The 20,124-nt window shown below is 68.9% G+C and carries 21 protein-coding genes and 2 pseudogenes; 9 read left to right on the top strand and 14 right to left on the bottom strand.

Annotated elements, in window-relative coordinates; all coding sequences use genetic code 11:
• Positions 1-86: 86 nt before the first annotated feature.
• The 7 genes and pseudogenes from ssuE to M3Q35_RS43160 form a co-directional block, all read right to left on the bottom strand.
• Entirely contained in the window at positions 87-641 is a 555-nt protein-coding gene (gene ssuE / locus M3Q35_RS43190) for an NADPH-dependent FMN reductase (RefSeq protein ID WP_273938371.1), read from the bottom strand.
• A gap of 376 nt (positions 642-1,017) precedes the next feature.
• Entirely contained in the window at positions 1,018-1,884 is an 867-nt protein-coding gene (locus M3Q35_RS43185; RefSeq protein ID WP_273938370.1) for an oxygenase MpaB family protein, read from the bottom strand.
• A 462-nt stretch (positions 1,885-2,346) separates the two neighbouring features.
• Positions 2,347-3,048, bottom strand: coding sequence for a FadR/GntR family transcriptional regulator (locus M3Q35_RS43180; protein WP_273944695.1), 702 nt, complete (start codon positions 3,046-3,048; stop codon positions 2,347-2,349).
• Between the two features lie 21 nt (positions 3,049-3,069).
• A pseudogene (locus M3Q35_RS43175) lies at positions 3,070-3,831 on the bottom strand (3-oxoacyl-ACP reductase); the annotation flags it as partial.
• A gap of 3 nt (positions 3,832-3,834) precedes the next feature.
• A complete protein-coding gene (locus tag M3Q35_RS43170; RefSeq protein ID WP_273938369.1) occupies positions 3,835-5,199 on the bottom strand; it encodes an aldehyde dehydrogenase family protein in 1,365 nt (454 codons plus the stop codon).
• Positions 5,196-5,906, bottom strand: a complete 711-nt coding sequence (locus M3Q35_RS43165; protein WP_273938368.1) for a gamma-glutamyl-gamma-aminobutyrate hydrolase family protein — start codon at positions 5,904-5,906, stop codon at positions 5,196-5,198. The genes M3Q35_RS43170 and M3Q35_RS43165 overlap by 4 nt, the downstream gene beginning before the upstream one ends.
• Positions 5,887-7,233 (bottom strand): glutamine synthetase family protein, encoded by a 1,347-nt coding sequence (locus M3Q35_RS43160; RefSeq protein WP_273938367.1) that lies wholly within the window; start codon positions 7,231-7,233, stop codon positions 5,887-5,889. Before M3Q35_RS43160 ends, M3Q35_RS43165 begins: the two co-directional genes overlap by 20 nt.
• Before the next feature lie 264 nt (positions 7,234-7,497).
• On the opposite strand from M3Q35_RS43160, the gene M3Q35_RS43155 reads away from it, so the two are divergent.
• Positions 7,498-8,601, top strand: coding sequence for a 3-deoxy-7-phosphoheptulonate synthase (locus M3Q35_RS43155; RefSeq protein ID WP_273938366.1), 1,104 nt, complete (start codon positions 7,498-7,500; stop codon positions 8,599-8,601).
• A gap of 60 nt (positions 8,602-8,661) precedes the next feature.
• On the opposite strand, the gene M3Q35_RS43150 is transcribed toward M3Q35_RS43155, so the two are convergent.
• Entirely contained in the window at positions 8,662-9,147 is a 486-nt protein-coding gene (locus tag M3Q35_RS43150; RefSeq protein ID WP_273938365.1) for a GNAT family N-acetyltransferase, read from the bottom strand.
• Between the two features lie 55 nt (positions 9,148-9,202).
• On the opposite strand from M3Q35_RS43150, the gene M3Q35_RS43145 reads away from it, so the two are divergent.
• Positions 9,203-9,547, top strand: a complete 345-nt coding sequence (locus M3Q35_RS43145; protein ID WP_273938364.1) for a cupin domain-containing protein — start codon at positions 9,203-9,205, stop codon at positions 9,545-9,547.
• Here the strand turns inward: M3Q35_RS43145 and M3Q35_RS43140 are convergent.
• Positions 9,519-10,844 carry a tetratricopeptide repeat protein gene (locus M3Q35_RS43140; protein WP_273938363.1) on the bottom strand — a complete coding sequence of 442 codons (1,326 nt, stop codon included), beginning with the start codon at positions 10,842-10,844 and terminating at the stop codon, positions 9,519-9,521. The genes M3Q35_RS43145 and M3Q35_RS43140 overlap by 29 nt on opposite strands.
• Between M3Q35_RS43140 and M3Q35_RS43135 the strand changes: the two genes are divergently transcribed.
• Positions 10,827-11,300, top strand: coding sequence for a 2'-5' RNA ligase family protein (locus M3Q35_RS43135; RefSeq protein WP_273938362.1), 474 nt, complete (start codon positions 10,827-10,829; stop codon positions 11,298-11,300). The genes M3Q35_RS43140 and M3Q35_RS43135 overlap by 18 nt on opposite strands.
• A 90-nt stretch (positions 11,301-11,390) precedes the next feature.
• Here M3Q35_RS43135 and M3Q35_RS43130 read toward each other — a convergent pair whose 3' ends face one another.
• The 3 genes and pseudogenes from M3Q35_RS43130 to M3Q35_RS49055 all read right to left on the bottom strand — a co-directional run.
• Positions 11,391-12,782, bottom strand: coding sequence for a helix-turn-helix transcriptional regulator (locus tag M3Q35_RS43130; RefSeq protein ID WP_273938361.1), 1,392 nt, complete (start codon positions 12,780-12,782; stop codon positions 11,391-11,393).
• A gap of 97 nt (positions 12,783-12,879) precedes the next feature.
• Positions 12,880-13,260 carry a hypothetical protein gene (locus M3Q35_RS43125; protein WP_273938360.1) on the bottom strand — a complete coding sequence of 127 codons (381 nt, stop codon included), beginning with the start codon at positions 13,258-13,260 and terminating at the stop codon, positions 12,880-12,882.
• Positions 13,261-14,283: 1,023 nt separating this feature from the next.
• Positions 14,284-14,748: pseudogene (locus tag M3Q35_RS49055) on the bottom strand (tetratricopeptide repeat protein); the annotation flags it as partial.
• 402 nt (positions 14,749-15,150) lie between these two features.
• On the opposite strand from M3Q35_RS49055, the gene M3Q35_RS43115 reads away from it, so the two are divergent.
• The 5 genes from M3Q35_RS43115 to M3Q35_RS43095 all read left to right on the top strand — a co-directional run bounded on the left by M3Q35_RS43115 (position 15,151) and on the right by M3Q35_RS43095 (position 18,898).
• Entirely contained in the window at positions 15,151-15,297 is a 147-nt protein-coding gene (locus M3Q35_RS43115; RefSeq protein WP_273938358.1) for a hypothetical protein, read from the top strand.
• Between the two features lie 236 nt (positions 15,298-15,533).
• Positions 15,534-15,959, top strand: coding sequence for an SsgA family sporulation/cell division regulator (locus tag M3Q35_RS43110; RefSeq protein ID WP_273938357.1), 426 nt, complete (start codon positions 15,534-15,536; stop codon positions 15,957-15,959).
• A gap of 111 nt (positions 15,960-16,070) precedes the next feature.
• On the top strand, positions 16,071-17,699 hold the full coding sequence (locus M3Q35_RS43105) for a DHA2 family efflux MFS transporter permease subunit (RefSeq protein ID WP_273938356.1): 1,629 nt from the start codon (positions 16,071-16,073) through the stop codon (positions 17,697-17,699).
• A gap of 507 nt (positions 17,700-18,206) precedes the next feature.
• Positions 18,207-18,404, top strand: a complete 198-nt coding sequence (locus M3Q35_RS43100; RefSeq protein WP_043718205.1) for a hypothetical protein — start codon at positions 18,207-18,209, stop codon at positions 18,402-18,404.
• Entirely contained in the window at positions 18,401-18,898 is a 498-nt protein-coding gene (locus M3Q35_RS43095; RefSeq protein WP_273938355.1) for a GNAT family N-acetyltransferase, read from the top strand. The genes M3Q35_RS43100 and M3Q35_RS43095 overlap by 4 nt, the downstream gene beginning before the upstream one ends.
• Here the strand turns inward: M3Q35_RS43095 and M3Q35_RS43090 are convergent.
• A complete protein-coding gene (locus M3Q35_RS43090) occupies positions 18,871-19,077 on the bottom strand; it encodes a hypothetical protein (protein WP_273938354.1) in 207 nt (68 codons plus the stop codon). The genes M3Q35_RS43095 and M3Q35_RS43090 overlap by 28 nt on opposite strands.
• Positions 19,078-19,137: 60 nt before the next feature.
• Here M3Q35_RS43090 and M3Q35_RS43085 point away from each other — a divergent pair, with 60 nt between their 5' ends.
• The gene (locus tag M3Q35_RS43085) at positions 19,138-19,926 is read left to right on the top strand and encodes an SDR family NAD(P)-dependent oxidoreductase (protein ID WP_379794565.1); all 789 of its coding nucleotides are present in this window, start codon (positions 19,138-19,140) and stop codon (positions 19,924-19,926) included.
• Between the two features lies 1 nt (position 19,927).
• Here M3Q35_RS43085 and M3Q35_RS43080 read toward each other — a convergent pair whose 3' ends face one another.
• Positions 19,928-20,107, bottom strand: coding sequence for a hypothetical protein (locus M3Q35_RS43080; RefSeq protein WP_273938353.1), 180 nt, complete (start codon positions 20,105-20,107; stop codon positions 19,928-19,930).
• Positions 20,108-20,124 lie beyond the last annotated feature (17 nt).

Below are 20,124 nucleotides of genomic sequence, written 5' to 3'. Positions count from 1 at the left end.
ATCCACACCGAACCTGGAGGCCTTCCCTCATTTCAAGATCATCGGTTCACGTGTCTGCCCGTTCGCAACCTCCCAAGGCAGTACATCTAGGCGGTGCGTTGGTACGGCAGCGCCGTGGTCAGCGCGTGCCGGAACTCCTCGACGATGTCGGTGAACACGTGCTCGACGTCCGGGTTGATGGCCAGCCCGCCCTCGGTGTCTACCTGGAGATCCCGTTCGAGCAGGAAGTAGCTCTGGATCACGTGGCGCGGGGCAAGCGATTGGATGACCGGCCGCAGGCCGTAGTCGAGGGCCAGTACGTGAGCGAGGCTGCCGCCAGTCGCGAGCGGCAACACCGTCTTGCCGGACAGTCCGAACTGAGGCAGCAGGTCGAGGAAGACTTTCAGCAGGCCGGAGTAGGCAGCCTTATAAGTAGGCGTAGCGAGCACGACCCCGTCGGCATCCGCCAGCGTCGCCGCGGCACGGGCAATCGCGGCATCCGACGTGTCGGCCGCGAGCAGCGGACCCGGCGGCAGGTCACGCAGCCTCACGTGTTCGGTGACCAGACCCGCGCCGGCCAGTCGATCCGTGACGTACTCGGCGACCTTGGCCGTCTTGGAGTTGCGCGACGGACTTCCGGAGATGACAACAACAGCGGGCATGACCACTCCTGGGCTGTTGGGGAGTGCGAACGACTGGGCCGGCGGCCGACCGCTCCGCCGACGAACTGCTCTCCACTGACGAACTGCTCTCGACCGACGAACTTCCCCTCGACCGCCGACTTCGACCTCGTCGGCGAACTTCCCCTCGGATGGCGAACTTCTCGAAAATGCAAAAAAGCTCGAGTTCGTCGGACTGGTCCACAGCGCAAGCGCAGGTCGGCGGGGTTTCGGGTCAGCGGGGACACAGGGCGCTGCACACGTGACAGTTGTCGACGTGCGCCCTCGTGCGGAACTCCTCGGACTGGGCCACGGGTTCGACGCTAGGTCAGGCCCCAGGCACCGACAAGTTCATCTCACGGGGTGAAAACGGGAATTTTCAGTCGACCGGGAGCAACTTCGTCGACGGCCGGACGGATGGTCCGAGGCGGCGCATCGCCCGTGGCACGAACCCGTGCGGAGCCCGCCACCGGACCGGCGCCGGCACGAGCAGTGCGGCGGAGCGGACGGCACGGAGCATCGCGGTGCTCGTGGCCGGTGAGTAGGCGGAGTGGCCGTGCAGCCGGATCGCCCAGCGCGGTAGCAGGGAGTAGGCGAGGTGGGCGACCGTCGGCTCGTAGACCGGCAGCCCCAGGCCGAGCACTCCCGGTAGCGGCGGCTTGTGCAGGAACTCGTAGACCACCTCGGAGTCCTCGCCCCGCCGGAGCTCAGCGCGCATGTCACGCAAGTAGGTGGACATCTCGGCAGTCGAACCCGGCACTTCGTCCGGGTCGAGGCCGACGAGGGCGGCGGAGTGACGCTGTTCATCGAAATAGCGGTCGGCTTGCGCCTTCGTCAGCCGGAAGCCGGCCCGCCGGACGATCGACAAGAACATCGCCACCTCGGCGCAGTGCACCCAGAGCAGGAGGTCGGGCCGGTCGATGCGAAACGTCCGGCCGGTGTCCGGGTCCTTGCCACGCAGGCTGCGATGCACCGCCCTGACCTTCGCCGCCCCGGCGTGCACCTCGTCAAGCGGCGCGTAGGTGCTCATCGCGACAAATCTCGCCGTCCGCATCAGCCGGCCGAGCGGGTCCTCGCGGAAGTTCGAGTTCTGCACCACGCCCGCCGCCGCCAGCGGATGCAGCGACTGCAGGAACAGGCTGGCGATGCCGGCGAGCCACATCGCGGGGTCGGCGTGCAGCTGCCAGGTTACCGAGTTCGGACCGACCAAGCCAGGGTCGGCCCCGTTCGACGGCACAGCGCTCACCCGTGCGAAGTTACGCCGCCAGCGGCCCCGATTCGAACCGCCGACTCAGCGGTGGCCCGTGGTCATGGCCATGACCGCCACGGACCACGCGCTGCCAGACCCCCGCCATTTTCGTGGCGACGTCAGCCGGAACGGACGGCCAGCCTCCCGCCGGCCGACCCGAAGCCGGGCGGTACCACGACCTAGCCACCAACGCGACCCAAAGCCGGCACCACGACGTGGACTGCCAGCTCCACAAACCGACACCCGACACCACGACCCAGGCCGCAGGCGTGGTGAAACCGGCTCCACCGACACCATGATCTCGGTTGGCGGCGCGATCCGAAGGCGATATCGGGGCATGGGCCGTCGGCTGGCCGAAGCCGGCACCGGGACGTTCCGCGCAGCCGCCGGGCCAGGTGGCCGGCGCGATGACTCGGCTGGCCGCGTCGCACTTCGGGGAACCAAGCGGTGAGAGCGCTCTCACACCAGGAAACCCCTGAGGAGGGAGGCGGATCCTTCGAGGTGCTCGGTCATGGCGCGGCGCGCGGTGACGGCGTCGCCGGCGAGGATGGCCTCGACGAGGGCGGCGTGCTGACGGTTGGAATGCTCGATGTTCTTGGGCAGCAACGGGATGCCGTCGAGCAGCTCGTTGAGGCGCATCCGAACGTCGGCGACGGCGGCGGTCAGGGAGGGCGAGCCGGTGAGCTCGGCGACGGCCAGGTGCAACCGGGAATCCTTGCGGCGGTACTCGTCCAGCCCTGAGGTGTCGCATTCGGACAGTCGGGCGCGCAGCTGGGCCCGATCCTCGTCGGACAGCGGCCGCATGGCGGCGCACTCGGCGGCGCCGATCTCCAAGGCGGAACGGAGGATCAGGACGTCCTCGATGTCGTCCACACGGGACGGAGTGGTCGGCACGGCACGGGGCGAAGCCGTGCAGACGAAGGTCCCGCCGTAACGACCGCGGCGGGACTCCACGAAACCGGACTCCTGCAAGGCATGCAAGGCCTCGCGCAAGGTCACCCGGCTCACGTTGAGCCGGGTGGCCAGGTCACGCTCGGCGGGCAGCCGCTCGCCCGGCGGCACGACGCCCAGCTTGATCGCCTGGAGCAGCCGTTCCACCGTCTCCTCGAACGCGTTGCCCGTCCGGACCGGACGGAACAACGCGTCGCCGGCGGAGTCCATCAGCAGGCCCGTCGGACTATTCGGGGTCACGTAGGCGCCGGAGATGCCGCCGTCCACCAAGAACTGGGATCCGGTCATGAACGACGAGTCGTCGCTGGCCAGGAAGGCGACGGCGGCGGCGATCTCCTCGGGTTCGGCGAAACGGCCCATCGGGATGTGCACGAGCCGCCGGGCGGCGCGCACCGGGTCCTTGGCGAACAACTCCTTGAGCAGCGGCGTGTTCACCGGCCCCGGGCACAGCGCGTTCACCCGAACACCCTGCCGCGCGAACTGGACGCCGAGTTCACGGGTCATCGCCAGCACGCCGCCCTTGGAGGCGGTGTACGAGATCTGCGAAGTGGCGGCGCCCATCACCGCGACGAAAGACGCGGTGTTGATGATGGATCCCTTGCCCTGGGCCAACATGTGCGGCAGGGCGTACTTGCAGCACAGGTAGACCGAAGTCAGGTTGACGTGCTGGACTCGCTGCCACGCCTCGAATTCCGTGGTCAGGATGGAGTCGTCGTCGGGCGGTGAGATGCCGGCGTTGTTGAACGCGATGTCGAGCGACCCGTAGGTGTCCACGGCCTGCTGGAACATCGCCTCGACCTGACCGGCGTCGGTGACGTCGACCTTGACGAACAAGCCGCCGACCTCATCGGCTGCCGCGCCCCCGGCGTTCTCGTCCACGTCGCCGATGACGACCCTGGCGCCCTCGGACGCCAGCCGTCGCGCCGAGGCGAGTCCGATTCCGCTGCCACCACCGGTGATCACCGCAACGCGGCCGGCAAGACGTTCTGCCACTTCTCACTCCTCAGTCGCGATGAACACGTTCTTGGTCTCGGTGAACGCGGCGACCGCGTCCGGACCGAGCTCCCGGCCGAGGCCGGACTGCTTGTACCCGCCGAAAGGCGTCCAGTAGCGGACCGACGAATGCGAGTTGACCGACAGGTTGCCGGCCTCGACACCACGGGCCACCCGCAGGGCACGACCGACGTCACGGGTCCAGATGGAGCCGGACAGGCCGTACTCGCTGTCGTTGGCGATCCGCAGCGCGTCGGCTTCGTCGTCGAACGGCAGGACGACGACCACCGGGCCGAAGATCTCCTCGACGACCGATCGGTCCTTTTCGGACGATGGCGTGAGAACGGTTGGCGGAAACCAGAATCCAGCACCTTCCGGAGCGCTGCCGCGGCACGCGACCGGGGCGTCCTCGGGCACGTACGAGGCGACCTTCTCGCGATGCGCGGACGAGATGAGCGGACCCATCTCGGACTCCGTACTACTCGGGTCACCGACCTTGACACCCTGCACCGCCGGCTCCAGCAGCGCCATGAACCGGTCGTAAACGCTGCGCTGCACCAGGATTCGCGAACGGGCGCAGCAGTCCTGGCCGGCGTTGTCGAAGACGCCGTAGGGCGCGGTCGCGGCGGCGCGCTCGATGTCGGCGTCGGCGAACACGATGTTCGCACTCTTGCCGCCAAGTTCCAGGGTCACCCGCTTCACCTGCTCGGCGCAGCCGGCCATGATCTGCTTGCCGACCACCGTCGAACCGGTGAACACGACTTTACGCACCGCCGGATGCGTGACGAATCGTTGCCCGACAACGGATCCCTTGCCGGGCAGGACCTGGAAGACGTAGTCGGGGATGCCCGCGTCACGGGCGAGCTCGGCCAACCGGATCGCCGTGAGCGGCGTCAGTTCGGCCGGCTTGACGACAACTGTGTTGCCGGCGGCCAGCGCCGGGGCGAAACCCCAGGCGGCGATGGGCATCGGGAAGTTCCACGGCACGATCACGCCGATGACACCGAGCGGTTCGGCGAAGGTGACGTCGATGCCGCCGGCGACCGGAATCTGGCGACCGAACAGGCGTTCCGGCGCTGCCGCGTAGTACTCGACGACATCGCGGGCGTTGCCGGCCTCCCACCGCGCGTTGCCGATGGTGTGCCCGGAATTCGCAACCTCGAGCTGCGCCAGGTTCTCCCGGTCGGCGTCGATCGCCGCGGCGAACCGTCGTAGTAGCCGGGCCCGGTCGCCCGGTGCGACGGCCTTCCACGCCGGCAACGCGGCCTGGGCCCGGGCGATCGCCGCGTCGGTCTGCTCCAGCGTGGTCAGCTCGACGGCACCCACCAGCTCTTCGGTCGCCGGATTGATCACATCGAAGGTGGTCACTGCCCATTCCCCGTTCTCGCCACCAAAGCCTTGAACAGCCGCACTTCCGCGTCCTGCTCGGGATGCCACTGCACGCCGATCGCGAAGTCGGCGCCGGCCAGCTCGACCGCCTCGATGACGCCGTCGACTGATCGAGCGGTGACTGTCAGCCCATCACCAAGCCGATCGATGGCTTGATGGTGCGAGCACGAGACACTCGCCGTGCCGCCGAGGATGTCGGACACCGCACTGCCGGGCTCCATCTTCACCTCGGTGCGCCCGAACTGGCCGATCACCGGACGGTGCGCCGACGAACCCGTCACATCCGGAACGTGTTGCGTCAACGTGCCGCCGAGCACGACGTTGAGCACCTGCATGCCACGACACACGCCGATCAACGGTAGGCCGACGGCCAGGGCGCTCTGGACCAGTGCGAACTCGGTCTCGTCCCGATCCGGTCGCAGGCCGAGGGTTTCCGGGTGCACCGCCTCGCCGTAGCGGGCCGGGTCGACGTCCGCGCCGCCGGCGATCACCAGTCCGTCCAGAAAGGACACATCGGCGAAGCCGAGCGGCGGCAACAGAACCGGGTTGCCGCCGGCTGCCGCGACTGTGTCGACGTAGGTTCGGGGCAGCAGTGCGACGTCGATGTCCCAAGGGCCGTAACGAGCCCGTTCGATGTACGTCGTGATGCCGATGACCGGCCGGCGGTCAAAGCCGTTCGAAGCCACGGAAACGCTCCCAGTCGGTGACGGCGGAGTCGAACGCGGCCAGCTCCACTCGGGCCGCGTTGCAGTAGTGATCGACGACGTCCTCGCCGAACGCCTCGCGGGCGACCGCGCTGGCCGCGAACAGATCCTTGGCCTCGCGCAAGGAACTCGGCACCGTCGGCTTGTCCGAGGCGTAGGCATTGCCGGACAGCTCCGGCTCCAGGGCCAGCCCGTTGTCGATGCCGTGCAGGCCGGCCGCGATCAGCGCGGCGACCGCGAGGTACGGGTTCACGTCGCCACCCGGCACCCGGTTCTCGATGCGCAGCCCCGCGCCGTGACCGACCAGCCGCAGCGCGCAGGTCCGGTTGTCGCTACCCCAGGCGACGGCCGTCGGCGCAAAGCTCCCGGGCTGGAAACGCTTGTAGGAGTTGATGTTCGGCGCGAACAGCAGCGTCAGGTCACGCAGGCAGGCCAGCTGACCGGCGATGAACTGCTGCGCCGTCTCGGACATGCCGTGCGGCCCGTCCCCGACGAACGTGAGATCGCCGTCCGTGCCGCGCAGGCTGATGTGAATGTGGCAGGAGTTGCCCTCGCGCTCGTTGTACTTCGCCATGAAGGTGAGGCTGTGCCCCTCCTGCGCGGCGATCTCCTTCGCACCGGTCTTGTAGATCGCGTGGTTGTCGCACGTCGGCAGCGCCTCGTCGTACCGGAAGACGATCTCGTGCTGGCCGAAGTTGCACTCGCCCTTGGCCGACTCGACCATCAGGCCGGCGCCGCTCATCTCGTTGCGGATGCGCCGCAGAAGTGGCTCGATACGGGAGGTTCCGAGCAACGAGTAGTCCACATTGTACTGATTGGCCGGCCGCAGGTCGCGGTAGCCGAGATCGTGCGCCTGCTCGTAGCTGTCGTCGAAAACGATGAATTCCAGCTCCGTGCCGACGAAGGCGGCGAGGCCGCGCTCGGCTAGCCGGTCGAGCTGCCGGCGCAGCACCTGGCGGGGCGAGACGGTGACCGGGCTGCGGTCCTCCCACTCGACGTCACACATCACCATCGCGGTGCCGGGCAGCCACGGCGTGAGCCGTAACGTGCTCAGGTCCGGCCGCATCACGAAGTCGCCGTAACCGCGCTCCCAGGAGGACATCCGGTAGCCGCTGACGGTGTTCATCTCGACGTCGACCGCGAGCAGGTAGTTGCAGCCCTCGGTGGCGTGGTCCAGCACCACGTCCAGGAAGTAGTTGGCCGAGCAGCGTTTGCCCTGGAGGCGGCCCTGCATGTCCACGATGGCCACCAGGACGGTGTCGACCTCCCCGGTCGCTACCAGTTCGCGCAGTGCGTCGACGGTGATCACGGGGACCGCCCTTCCTCGCCCGGCTCCAATGGACTGATCCTGACCCATTGCACCGGTGCGGTCAACATGCGCTACGCTTCTTCCGTGCTTCGTAGCTATCGGTGGTTTAGCGAGCCGGCCCTGGGTGGGCCCGGCGGCGACCCCGTGCGCTGACCACGAAGCACCCAGAGCCGGCAAGGCAGAGGCGATTCGCCTCTGCCTTTTGTTTTGCCCCAGACAGGGCAGGCCGGCGGATCTCGGGCGGCCTGCTGGAGAGGAACCCCGATGTCCACCCACAACCAGCGCATCGTCAGCTCGCGGCCGATGGTCTCGCCCGCGCTGCTGCGTGACGAGGCCCCGCTCACCGACGCCGCCGAGGCCGTGGTCGTGCAGAGCCGGACCGCGGTGACCAACGTGCTCAACGGTGCCGACGACCGGCTACTCGTCGTAGTCGGGCCGTGCTCGGTGCACGATCCCGTGGCCGGCCTCGACTACGCGCGGAGGCTGGCCGCACTGACCGCCGAGCTCTCCGACGAGCTGTGCGTCGTGATGCGGGTGTACTTCGAGAAGCCGCGCACCACGCTCGGCTGGAAGGGCCTGATCAACGACCCGCGGCTGGACGGCTCGTACGACGTGAACCACGGGCTGCGCATCGCCCGGCGGCTACTGCTGGACATTCTCGACCTGGGACTCCCGGTCGGCTGCGAGTTCCTGGACCCGATCACGCCGCAGTACATCGCCGACACCGTGACCTGGGGATCCATCGGCGCGCGCACCGCGCAGAGCCAGGTGCACCGGCAGCTGTGCAGCGGCCTGTCCATGCCGATCGGAATCAAGAACTCCACCGAGGGCGACGTGCAAGCGGCCGTCGACGCGGTCAAGGCCGCCGCGTCCAGCCACGTGTTCCCCGGCATCACCGACGACGGTCTTGCGGCGATCTTCTCCACCGCCGGCAACCCCGACTGCCACGTCATCCTGCGCGGCAGCAGCGCCGGTCCGAACTACGACCGGGCCAATGTCGAGCACACCGTGGACCGGCTGGCCAAGTCCGGGCTGCCGACTCGGGTGATCATCGACGGCAGCCACGGCAACAGCGGCAAGGACCACCTGCGCCAGCCCCTGGTCGCGGCGGACATCGCCGCCCGGATCGCCGGCGGCGAGACCGAGGTCGTCGGTCTCATGCTGGAAAGCTTCCTCGAGCCGGGACGGCAGGAGCTGGGGCTGGGCCATGCCGAGGAGTTGACGTACGGCCAGAGCGTCACCGATGCCTGTATGGGCTGGGATGTGACGGAATCCGTGCTGCGTTCTCTCGCCGAGGCTGTCGGTCAGCGGCGGGCGAGTCGGTCAATCTCGACTGTTTCGCAAGTTTCCTCGGGTGTGACGGTCTAGCGACCGACATTGATTGTGTTGATCCATGTTGACGAGACTTGTCAACATGGATCAACACAATCAACTATTGACCACAGTGGACGAGTGTCGGTCCAGTCGACGGACCAACAGCAGGGCGGCCTGCTCCCAGCCGACGAGATCGAGCTCCCGGACGGCCTCGAAGCCGACCGAGCGGTAGAAGCGGCGCGTGCCGGAGTAGTTGTCGGTCGGCTGTTCGACGACCGAGGGCCCGAGCGTGAGCACGGTGAGCAGCGTGTGACCTTCACTGGCCAGAACATCGACAGCAGCGGCGACGAGGGCCTTGCCAATGCCGTGGTGACGATGTTCCGGGTGCACCGCCAGCCAGGAAATTTCCGGGTTGATGAGCTGTTCGACCGTGAGGAAGCCGGCGACGACACCGTCAACCTCGGCGACCCAGCCTCGATGGGTGCGGACGGCCTCGGCACAGGCATCGACGCCGGCCTGGATGCCGAAGAAGTACGGCAGTGCGGCGATGATCTCGTCACAGCGGGCGGCGTCGTCGGCGTGCAGGATTCGGATCGGCACGGGTGGCAGCCTGATCTCGTGACGCCACCGCCGGCAACCGATTTTGGAGGTCGGGATGAAGGACGAGCTGGAGTTCTTCGACGTGGAGACCGTGCCGTGGCGGCCGGATCCACTAGCGCCGGGAGTCAGCGAGCGGGTTCTCAGCCGGGAGGACGACGGCGACGTGGGCACCAGGCTCGCGAGGTGGGCGCCCGGCACGGAGACATCGGGCGTGATCCGGCACGACTACTTCGAGGAGGTGCTGTTGCTCGAAGGGTCGCTGCACGACATCACGCTGGACCGGACTTTCCGGGCGGGGCACTTCGCCTCGCGGCCGCCGGGGATGCCGCACGGTCCGTATCGGACGGTGGACGGCTGCACGATGTTGGAGATCAGGAACCGGTCAGCTGACGCATCTTGAGCTGGTTGTACGGGGAGTCGGGTCGCACGCTGATCCGCTCCCCGACCAGCGTCCGGGCCTGCGCGGTGCGGCCCGCGCGAATGGCGGCCTCGACGAGCGTGCGCTGCATGACGTCCCGCTGGGCATGGCTGCCGCCGAACTCGTGCACGTGGCGGCGGATGGGCCACAGCAGGTCGACGGCCTCCTCGTAGCGGCCGCGGCCGAACGCGAGCAATCCTTCACAAATGGGCAGTCCGACGCGGGCGGTCGTGGCGATGTTGGTCGCGGGCCCGGCTTCGGCGACGTAGCGGCGACGGTCGGCAACGAGATCCGCGGCAAGATTGTCCTCGCCGGCACCGACGTACGACATGACGGCATGCATGTCGTTGAAGGCGTTGAACGGGATCGTCATGCGCGGCGGCCAGGTCGCGGCCAGCTTGGCCCAGCGATCGCCGACGTTCTCGCCGAGCAGGTGCAGTCGCCACATCAGGCTGGCGGCGTTGACGGCCTCGGTGATCGTCGACTCGTCGGTCGGGGCGAGCCGCTCGTCGTAGAGGTCGAGCGCCTCGCGGTAGCGGCCGGCTTCCAGCAGGAACAGGCAGTAGTGCCACCAGATGTGCACGCGGAGCAGATTGCCCTGGTCCCAGTTGGCGCGGCGGCGGTCCAGCATGGCGATGCCGTCGTCGTAGGTGGCACGCATCTCGTGGGTGTGGCCGACGGCGTGGATGCTCCAGACATCGGCCGCGTCGAGCTCCATCGAGCGCAGGCCCGTCTGCTCGGCCAGCTCCCAGTGGCCGCATTCCTCCAGGCCGAAGGCGTACATGCCGAGCAGGTTGGCGTAATGCGGGTCGGCCGTGTTCCAGGCGGGCAGGGCCCCGCCGATGCGGTCGCGCAACGAGGTCGCGTTCCCGGTGAGGAAGTCGATCTGGTGGCCGACGGCCAGGGCCAGGGCGTCGCGGGGCTGCTCGGCCACGAGATCGGCGAGCAGTGCGCCCGCGGCGTGGAGATCGCCGTCGAGCAGCTTGGCCGCGGCCTCGACGTGACGGCGTTCGCCGTCGGTGAGGTCGCTCACGCGTTGCCGGAACTCGGCGAACTTCGCCGCGATCGGCGGCACGTACTGGGGATCGGTGCTCAGCACAGCCAGGTACACACGCATCGCGTTGGCCGTCGGCTGCAGCGGGTCCTCGGTGACCGCGCGCTCGGACCGTTCGCCCACGTCCAGGCGGAAGTGCAGCAGCGAGTCGACGGCTCCGTCCAGTTCCTCGACCGCGGCGGCGGTGGCCGCGTGCACCGAAATTCCGTGCTGATCCTGGCGCATTCCTCCGACAATACGGCCATGACCTTGCCTGTCGGCGTCACCGGCGTGATCATCCCCGTACTGGCCGTGGAGCCGCTCCTAGATCGACCGGGCGTTCCGCCGCGGGCGGTCGAGGCTCACGTGACGGTGCTGTACCCGTGGGTGCCGATGGATCTGTTGACCGACGAGGACGGGCTGGCCCTGGCCGCGATCTTCGCCGAAACCGCGCCGATCGACGTCCGGTTGGCCGAGTTCCGTCGCTTTCCAACGGTGCTGTATCTGCGGCCCGAACCGGAGGAGCCGTTCCGCGTGCTCACCCGTCGGATCGCCGCGCGCTGGCCGGCCCATCAGCCCTACGGCGGCGAGTTCGGCGACGATGTCCAGCCGCACCTGACCGTCACAACAGACGTCTCCGACGAAGTCGAGGAGTTCGTCAAAAACGAGCTTTTGCAAAACTCCCCGTGTATGAACGGCTGACCGAGGCGTGGCTCGTCCACTCCGACGGTGAACGGTGGCTGCGCCGCGCGACCTTCCCGTTCGGCGCAGAGCGCTGCTGACCGCTGTTTTTCAGAGCAGACCGAGTTGGGCGGCGCGGACGCCGGCTTGAAAGCGACTGCGGGCGTCGAGGCTGAGCATGGCCGCGGCCATGTCGTTGCGAACCGTGCGGACGCTGACGCCGACTTGGCGGGCGATGGCGTCGTCGGTCAGTCCGTCGGCCAGCAGGCGGAGGACCTTGTGGTGGCGCGGCGTCTGGTCGGCCGTGTGCTGACGGCGGGGACCCGGACTGCTGTTGGCCCAGAGCTGGTCGGCGAGCATGCAGAGCGGTGCGACCGCTGAGGCGGCGCGGTTGACCACGGCATCATCGCCGGTGATGACCACGGCGACGGACCGATCCACCAGCAGCATGCTCGTCGGCAACGTTTGGACGATGCGGGGCGCGGCACCACGGGAGCGCAGCCAGGTGGCGTGCGCGGCAACGGTGGGCGTGCGAATCAGTTCGCTGCGCCATAGAAGTCGAAATTCGGCACCGCGACGCAGCACGGCCTCGGCGACCGGCACCGCGAACTCGAACGAGCCGGTCCGGTGCTGTCCGCTGAGGATCACGACCTCGCGACGGGCATTGGCGACGAGATGTTCGGCGAACGAGTTCATCTCGTCCAGCCCGTGAAGGCGATCGGCCGCTGACGGCTCGTGGCGGGCGATGACCTGGGCGATCGCCAGGGCCTGCGGCCGCGAGTCGCCGGCGCTCAGACCCCACACCCGACTCGCGGCCAGCGCCGGCAGCCCGAGGGCCGGATCGACGGCACGGACCGCGCCACTTTCCTCGGCGGATGCCACAAGCAGACCGTCGGTGCGGAGCCGGTCGACGGCCGCGACGAACCGGTCGTCGAAGCGAGCCCGATCAGCGGACGCGAGCAGACGGCCGTCCGGTCGAGATCGCCGCCGAGCAGCAGCTTCGTCGGCGCGGACCAGCTCGGCGGCCTCTCCAGACCAGCCGTCTGGGCGAGACTGCTCGCCCGCACCACCAGAGCCGAGCTGCTCGGCACCCGCAACCACGCGGCCACCGGACCGCGCCTGGCCACTGGAAGGCAGCAGACAGCCGTCCGGCCGGGAGCGGCCGAGCACACCAGCACGATCACTGGGGCAGACCTGATCAGCGGAAGCCGGCAGACAACGGTCCGACCGGGAATCGCCGGGAGCACCAGCACCGTCGTCTAAGCGGACTTGGTCGGCGGCCTCGGCGGAGCGGGCGTCTGGGCGAGGCTGCCCGGCAACAGTGGGACCGTCGGGGCAGAGCCGGTCGACGCCGTCGCCGGGAGCGCTGTTGGTGTGGGGGCGATCGTCGGGCCGGCTGGCGACGTCGACGTGGCGAGCGAGGTCGGCGAGCCGCCATCGGACGCGCGTCAGTGCCGTCAGGTAGACGGTCTCGGCGACGGGGTCGAGACCCAAGCCGCTCACGAGCGCACCTCCGGCGCGGATGACCATCGATCAGTCACACCGGAATGCTGCCCGCGGCGGCTGACGTGCCGCTTGTCCCGCGCTTGTCCGGGCGCGGCTACGCCTCGTTGACCAGGGACACCGCGCCGGCGCAGACCGCGCAGACCAGGGCGAAGATCAGCGGCTCCATCGTGCCGGCGTTGACGCGGTCGAGCATGGCCCAGAGCAGCACGAGGGCGTTGGCCAATGCCAGCAGCACCCACGCCAGGGCGATCACCGGGCGGCGCAGCGGCATGGTCAGCACGGCGAACCGAAGCCCGGACGGCACCCGGAACACCTCGACGACGGCCAGCACCAGGACCACACACGGGATGGCGAAACCGAGCCACGCCAACACCGGAGTGGGCTTCGGCAGGCCGGCGACCATCAGGAACATGCCGGCGATCGCCACGGCCACGGACAGCTGACGGACCACGCGCCACGCCAGCTTCTCCGCCACCGGCGACCGACCGACCTCTGAAGGTCGGCCGCCTGCCGGAGATCGGCCGGCTCGCGACGAGTGGCCGGCCTGCACATTGTCAGCGGCAGACCACTTGGTCCGTGGCAACCGAGCGACCTCTGGCGTTCGACCGACCGCCGAAGGACGGCCAGCTCGCGACAGTTGGCCGGACTCCACGCCGTCAGCGGCAGACCAACCAGTTCCCGACGACCGACCACCCACCGGCGAACGACCAACCGCAGAGGAGCTGTCGAGTCGCGACGAGTTTCCGACCGCCACACCGTCAGCGGCAGACCAACCGATTCCCGACGAGCGGCCACCCTCTGAAGCTCGGCCGACCGCCGACGAACGGTCGGGGCGCGACGAGTGGCTGGGCTTCGCGCGGTTAGGGGCGGGCGGGTCGGTTGCCGGGCGGCCGAGTGTCCAACGGCCGGGGGATGGCCAGCCATCATCTGGCGCGCGGTCGTCGGCAGGAGTTCGACCGAGTGCAGAAGATTTGCGAAATGCTCGGTTTTGGCGAACTACAGAAGGTCGACCGGGCGCGGGGTGGGCGACGGCCGGGTGGTCGTCGGGGAACGGGGTGCTGTCGGGATAGTTGAGCGTGGGAAGGTCCCCGGCGGAATGGTTGCCCATGAGACGGTTGAGCAGGGAACGGTTGCCGCTGGCACGGTTGTCGGGATGGGCGGCGGCGCGGTGGTTGGGGTCGTGGGCGGAGCTGCGGGGCTGCCAGTCATCTGACCAGCCGGAGGAGGCCGTCCACGGTCGGGAGGGACGGCCTCCTGCGGGAAGCTGGTCGAAACCCGAGGGTTGGTCGACATCCTCGAGAGTTGCGAACTCCTGGATTTTTGCAAACTTCTCGTTTTCGGCGAAGTTGTCGAGACCGGAGCGGGGTCGACGCGGGCCAGGGAGGTCGGCGTCACGGGAGCTGGCCTGGCGGAGACGGGTGAGTTCGGCGCGAACGCGAGGGTCGCCCGGTTTGCGACGCAAGGCGGTGCGGTAAGCGCGCTCGGCGGTGGCGAGGTCGCCGGTCCGGCGGGCGGCATCGCCCAAGATGAGGTACGGCCGGACGTGGTCGGGCTGGTAGCGGACGGCCTGCGCAGCGGCATCGACGGCGTCGGGCCAACTGCCGGCTGCACCGAACACCTCGGCGAGGGCGATGCGGCAACGCCAGTCGGAGGGCGCGGCGCGGACAGCCTGCCGAGCGGCGGCGACGGCCTCCTCGTGACGGCCGAGGCGGCTCAAGGCCTTGCTGGCGAGACGGTGTGCCCACGCCCTGTCCCCACCGAGCGGCATCGCCCGACGCACGGCGATCAGGGCAGCGGCCGCGTCGCCACGATCCAGCAGCGCGGCGGCCAGCCGGCACCAGACCTCTGAGCTGTCGGGATGGGAGTCGGCGGTGCTGCGCAGCAGGGCAACCGCTTTGCGACGCCGGCCGGAGGCACTCAACCTGGCTGCTCGATCGAGTACGTCTCCGAGCGGTTCGCCCATCGCTTGCGTCCTCCCACCAGCCGGACCAGGCAACTCGGGCAAGTCTGGCAGCGGACGACCGGGAACGAGGGGACCGTCCTATACCGGCGTGTCGTGAAGACCGACACCGCTGGACGGCCCAATTAGACGGCGTAAGCCCCTAAGAGAAGGTGTGACGCCACGCTCGCGCCATCGCGGATGCGGCCGGCGGACTGGCGCGGCGAGATTCAGACAGCCCTACGGTCGAGGTGCCCTGAGGCCGTTGGCGCTAACACCGCTGATCCAGGGCAAGACGGTCGGCCGAGACGACCTTGACTTCCGCCCTGGACCGGATGGAGCAACTCGAACCGATCGCACGGCCACCTGATCCGAGCGACCGTCGCGTGCGTATCCCGAGCTGACAGAGAAGAGTCGCCAGGCCAGGTGGTCTTCCTGCTCGAACTGGAACTGATCGGACGGGCCGTGCTCGGCTGGCTGAGCACGGAGGAAGTGGCGGTGCAGCGGCGCGTGCTGCACGGTCGGCGACACCCAGGCCGGGATGTCGCGGACCCGGAGGGCGCGCGGGTGTAGCGATCATCACGTTGGAAAGTGGTCACAACAGGGGCAAGACCGTTCCCCTTTTCAGGTCATATCCCCACACTTTCGTACGGTGAATGACGAAACCGCTGGACCGCCACCCGGATGAGTGACAGATTGAGCGGGCAACTCCGCCTGGGGGCGACATTGAGTGAACGTGGACAAGTTCTCCAGAGGACTCCGCCACTGTTGACTCAGGACGAGTGTCGGGAAGCCGAGGGGTGAACACGATGCGTAACGACCACATGACGCTCCGCTCGATGGCGGTGCTGGACCTGCTGGTGCCCGACGCACCGTCGGTCCCGGTCGAGGTCGAACTTCGCTACGACACCCGTGACCCGTACGCCGTGACAGCCGCCTTCCGCTCCGGCCCGTCGGGCTGGGTGGAGTGGTGCTTCGCCCGCGACCTGCTGGCCGACGGTCTGATCGCCGAAGCCGGCTCGGGCGACGTCCGGATCCGCCCCGCGGTCGACGACATCGAGCTCGTCGTGCTGGTGGTCAGCTCGCCGGCCGGCCTGGCCATGTTCGAGGCGTCCGCGCAGGAGCTGGCCGACTTCCTCGACCGCACCTACGACCTGGTCCTGCCGGGCACCGAGGGCAGCTGGGTCAGCGTCGACGACGCGCTCACCACCCTGATGCCCTACGACCTGGGCTGAGACCCGGCCCACCCCGCAGCACGGATCACCTCGTCCGAGGAACAACCCCCGAGCCGTCCCTGTTGGAATGTTTCGTTGTCGCATGCAAACATTCCTTGAGGGAGCCGAGCGGTGGGGTTACGTCAGCTGAGCCCGAAGGTCGTCGTCAGCGTCGTCTTCGTCGCCGCGCTCTTCCTCAACATCCTCGACACCACGATCGTCAACGTCGCGCTGCCGACGATCGCCGGCCAGTTCCGCGTGACCGCAGCCGACGCCGGTGCGGTCGTCGTCGGCTACTTGCTCAGCCTGGCCCTGGTGATCCCGGCGTCGGGCTGGCTGGGCGACCGGTTCGGCACCAAGCGGGTGTTCCTTGTTGCGCTGGCCGTCTTCACGCTGGCATCGGCGCTGTGTGGCGTGGCCCAGACACTCCCCCAGCTCGTCGGGTTCCGGCTGCTCCAAGGTCTGGGCGGCGGCATGCTCGCGCCGATCGGCCTCGCCATGCTGTACCGGGAGTTCCCGCTGGCCGAGCGCATGCGGGTGAACCGTGTGCTGATCCTGCCCACGGCCGTCGCGCCGGCGATGGGACCGGTGCTGGGTGGGCTGCTCGTGGACACGCTGTCGTGGCGCTGGGTGTTCTACGTCAACCTGCCGGTCGGCGTCCTGACCTTCCTATTCGGACTGTTTCTGCTGCGTGAGCACCGTGAGCCGGGCGCCGGGCGGTTCGACGTGGCCGGCTTCCTGCTCTCCGGCGTCGGGTTCGCGCTCCTGATGTACGCGCTCACCGAGGGCGCCACGCTGGGCTGGGGCGCGACGCAGATCGTGATCACCGGCGTGCTGGGCGCGCTGCTGTTGGCCGCGACCGTGCTGGTTGAGCTGCGCGTGCCGGAACCGATGCTGGACCTGCGGCTGTTCCGGGACCGGCTGTTCCGCAGCATCAACGTCGTGCAGCTGATGTCGACGGCCGGGTTCCTCGGCACGCTGTTCGTGTTCCCGCTGCTCTACCAGGCCGGGCTCGGTGTCTCGGCGTGGCAGACCGGGCTGACGACTTTCCCCGAGGCGGTCGGTGTGCTGGTCGGCACGCAGATTGCCAGTCGGGTCTACTCGACGCTCGGGCCGCGGCTGCACATCGTGCTCGGCGTGGTGAATGCCGCCGTGGCGATGATGCTCATGACGCTGGTCGGGGCGGCCACCCCGCAGTGGGTGGTCATGTTGATCATGTTCTACCTGGGGCTGGGCATGTCCAACAACTTCAACCCGGCCCAGACGGCCGCGTTCGCCCAGGTGCCGCCGGCCAAGACCGGCCGGGCGTCCACGCTGTACAACTCGGGCCGGCAGGCCGGGTCGGCGATCGGCGTGGCGGTGCTGGGCAGCGTGCTCGCCGCGTTCAGCAGTGGAACTTCGGGCGGCACGGGCAGCCTGGTCGGCTACCACGTGGCGTTCGCCGTGGCCGCGGGGCTGATGATCGCGTCCGGTGCGGTGGCACTGCTGATCAAGGACGGCGACGCGGCGGCGACCATGAGCCGGCCGGCGACGGCGACGGCCGGTGATACGGCCGAGGTCGTCACGGCGACCGACATTGGCATCGCGACCGAGACCGGCGTAGCGGTCCAGACCGGCATCGCGACCGAGCCTGGCGTAGCGGTCCAGACCGGCATCGCGACCGAGACTGGCATCGAGGTCCAGACTGGCATCTCCGTCGAGACTGGCATCGCGGTCGAGACTGTCGACGGCGAGACGGTCGTGCGAAGTCGAGCAGTTTGACGAACTCGAGAAGTTTTGCAAAGTAGTGCAGTTCGCACGACGTGGTGGAGGTCGTCGCGGCGACCGTGCGCAACGCCGTGGGGACGGTGTGCGGCTCGGAGCAGTCCGACGAACTGGAGCAGTTTGCAAAACCAGTGCAGTCCGTCGACACTGCCGCAAACCGGCGAAGCGGAGAAAAACGGCAGGTCGCGGCGTCCGAGGACGATCGGGCCGGTGTGAACGCCGAGCCGGCGGAGAGTAGGCGTGATCGCCCGAACGGGCGGCCACCGCTTCCGCCCTTCTGACTAAAAGCGGTGGTCGGGGGTCCGGGCCGGGGTGCCTGATCACCCTCCCAGGTGACAATCGACCGCTCGGTCGTGCGAGGCTAAGCAGCAGCACGGCGTGATCATCCACGGGGACGGGCACGATCTGGCCGCGAAACCCGCGTCACGTCGTCGGCCGGGGTGCGTCACACCGCTGCGAGCGCCGCGATGTTGTCAGGCACCGATTGGCTGGGAGGCGGAAGACGTGGTTGACCGCAAGGAATGGTTGGTGACCTGCCGGGATGTGGCGGGCCGTCGCCGTGACCTCACGGTGTTCGTCAGCCAGGGCCACGTGGTGTTGGTCGCGCCGCCGGGAGAGACAGCAGTGCTGGCGCCGCTGGAGGTCGGACGGCTGAGGGCGGCGCTGCGCGACGCGGTGGTGACGGCGTCCGAGCCGGCATGAAGCTCCGCCCGGCAACGGCCGCCGACCTGGACGCCGTGGGCGCGTTGTTCGACGACGCCGTGCGGTGGCTGACGGAACAGGGCCGCACGGGGCAGTGGGGCACGGAGCCGTTCTCAACGAACCCGAAGCGCGTGGAGGCCATGCGGCAGTGGTTGGCCGGTGAGGCGTGGATCGCCGAGGCGGACGGCCGGGCGGCGGGCTTCATGGCCCTCGGCCAGCCGCAGGCCCACATCCCGCCGACCGACGTGCCGGAGCTATACGTCACGGGGCTCGCCGGCGCGAGGTTCCCGGCCGCGCGGGGCGCGGGGCGGTTACTGCTCAAGCACGCGGAGGCCCGCGCCGTCGAGGAGGGCGTGGAACGGGTTCGCGTGGACTGCTACGCCGGAGACGACCGAGCCTTGGTCGCGTTCTACGTCTCAGCCGGATTCACGCCGACCGACACCTTCATGGTCGGCACGTGGCCGGGTCAGGTGTTGGAGCTGCGCCTGCGCTGACGGACCAGCGCCCACGACACGAAGCCGAGCCAGACAAGGCCGGCGCAGCCGAGCGCGATCCAGCCCGCGCGCAGCGCGGCGTCCTCCATGAGCGCGGCGCTCACGACCGCGCACCCGATCGCCAGCACCCCGAAACCCAGGTGGAACGGCCTGGCCCGGAACTCTCCCCACCTCGCCATGGTCAGCCATGCTGCCACGACCGCTTCCTACTCACGAGTAGGTAGTGGCATCATCGGGTCATGAGTGGATCGTCGTCGCTGGCCGGCAAGCGCATCCTGATCACCGGCGCGTCCTCCGGCATCGGCCGCGCCACGGCGTTCGCGATCGCCGGACTCGGCGCGGTGCCGCTGCTGGTGGCCCGCCGTGCCGACGAGCTGGACCAGGTCCGCGACGGCATCGTGGCCCGTGGCGGCGAGGCGCACAGCTACGCGTGCGACCTGACCGACGCCGAATCCGTCGACACGCTGCTCAAGCGCGTGCTGGCCGAGCAGCCCCGGGTGGACATGCTGGTCAACAACGCCGGCCGGTCGATCCGACGGTCGCTGAACAGCTCGCGCGACCGTCATCACGACTTCGAACGCACGATGGCGATCAACTACTTCGCGCCGGTGCGGCTGGTGCTGGGGCTGCTGCCGCACTTCCGGCACAACGGCGGCGGGCACGTCGTCAACATCTCGTCGATGGGCGTGCAGACCCGCACGCCGCGGTTCGCCGCGTACCTGGCGTCCAAGGCCGCTTTGGACGAGTTCAGCCAGGTCGCGGCGGCCGAGACGCTGCGCGACCGGATCACGTTCACCACTGTGCACATGCCGCTCGTGCGCACACCGATGATCGGCCCGAGCCGGGTCTACGACCGGATGCCGGCCGCCACCCCGGAACGGGCTGCCCGGCTGGTGGTGCGCGCGCTCGTCCGCCGGCCCAAGTCCGTGGACCTGCCGTTCGGCCGGCTCGCCGCGGCCAGCTACGCGATCGCGCCGCGGTTGGTCGAGCGGGTGCTCAACCTCGCGTACCGCACGCGTTCGGTCTGACTCAGGCCGCGCGCCACGTTTCGCCGTTGCGGTTCACCGTCGGCGGCAGCCACGTGCTGGCATCGCTGACCAACGGCTCCACCTGGCCGGAGTGCCAGTCGCGCTGGCACTGGTCGGAACAGAAGAAGTCCGACGGAGAACTAGGCCGCTCCGCACCGCAGACGACACAGGGACCGGTCATCCCACCCACCTCCCGGG

This window comes from Kutzneria chonburiensis (assembly GCF_028622115.1).
Taxonomy (GTDB): domain Bacteria; phylum Actinomycetota; class Actinomycetes; order Mycobacteriales; family Pseudonocardiaceae; genus Kutzneria; species Kutzneria chonburiensis.
The sequence above is the reverse complement of the archived record's forward strand: the minus strand, read 5'-3'. Positions and strand labels throughout refer to the sequence as shown.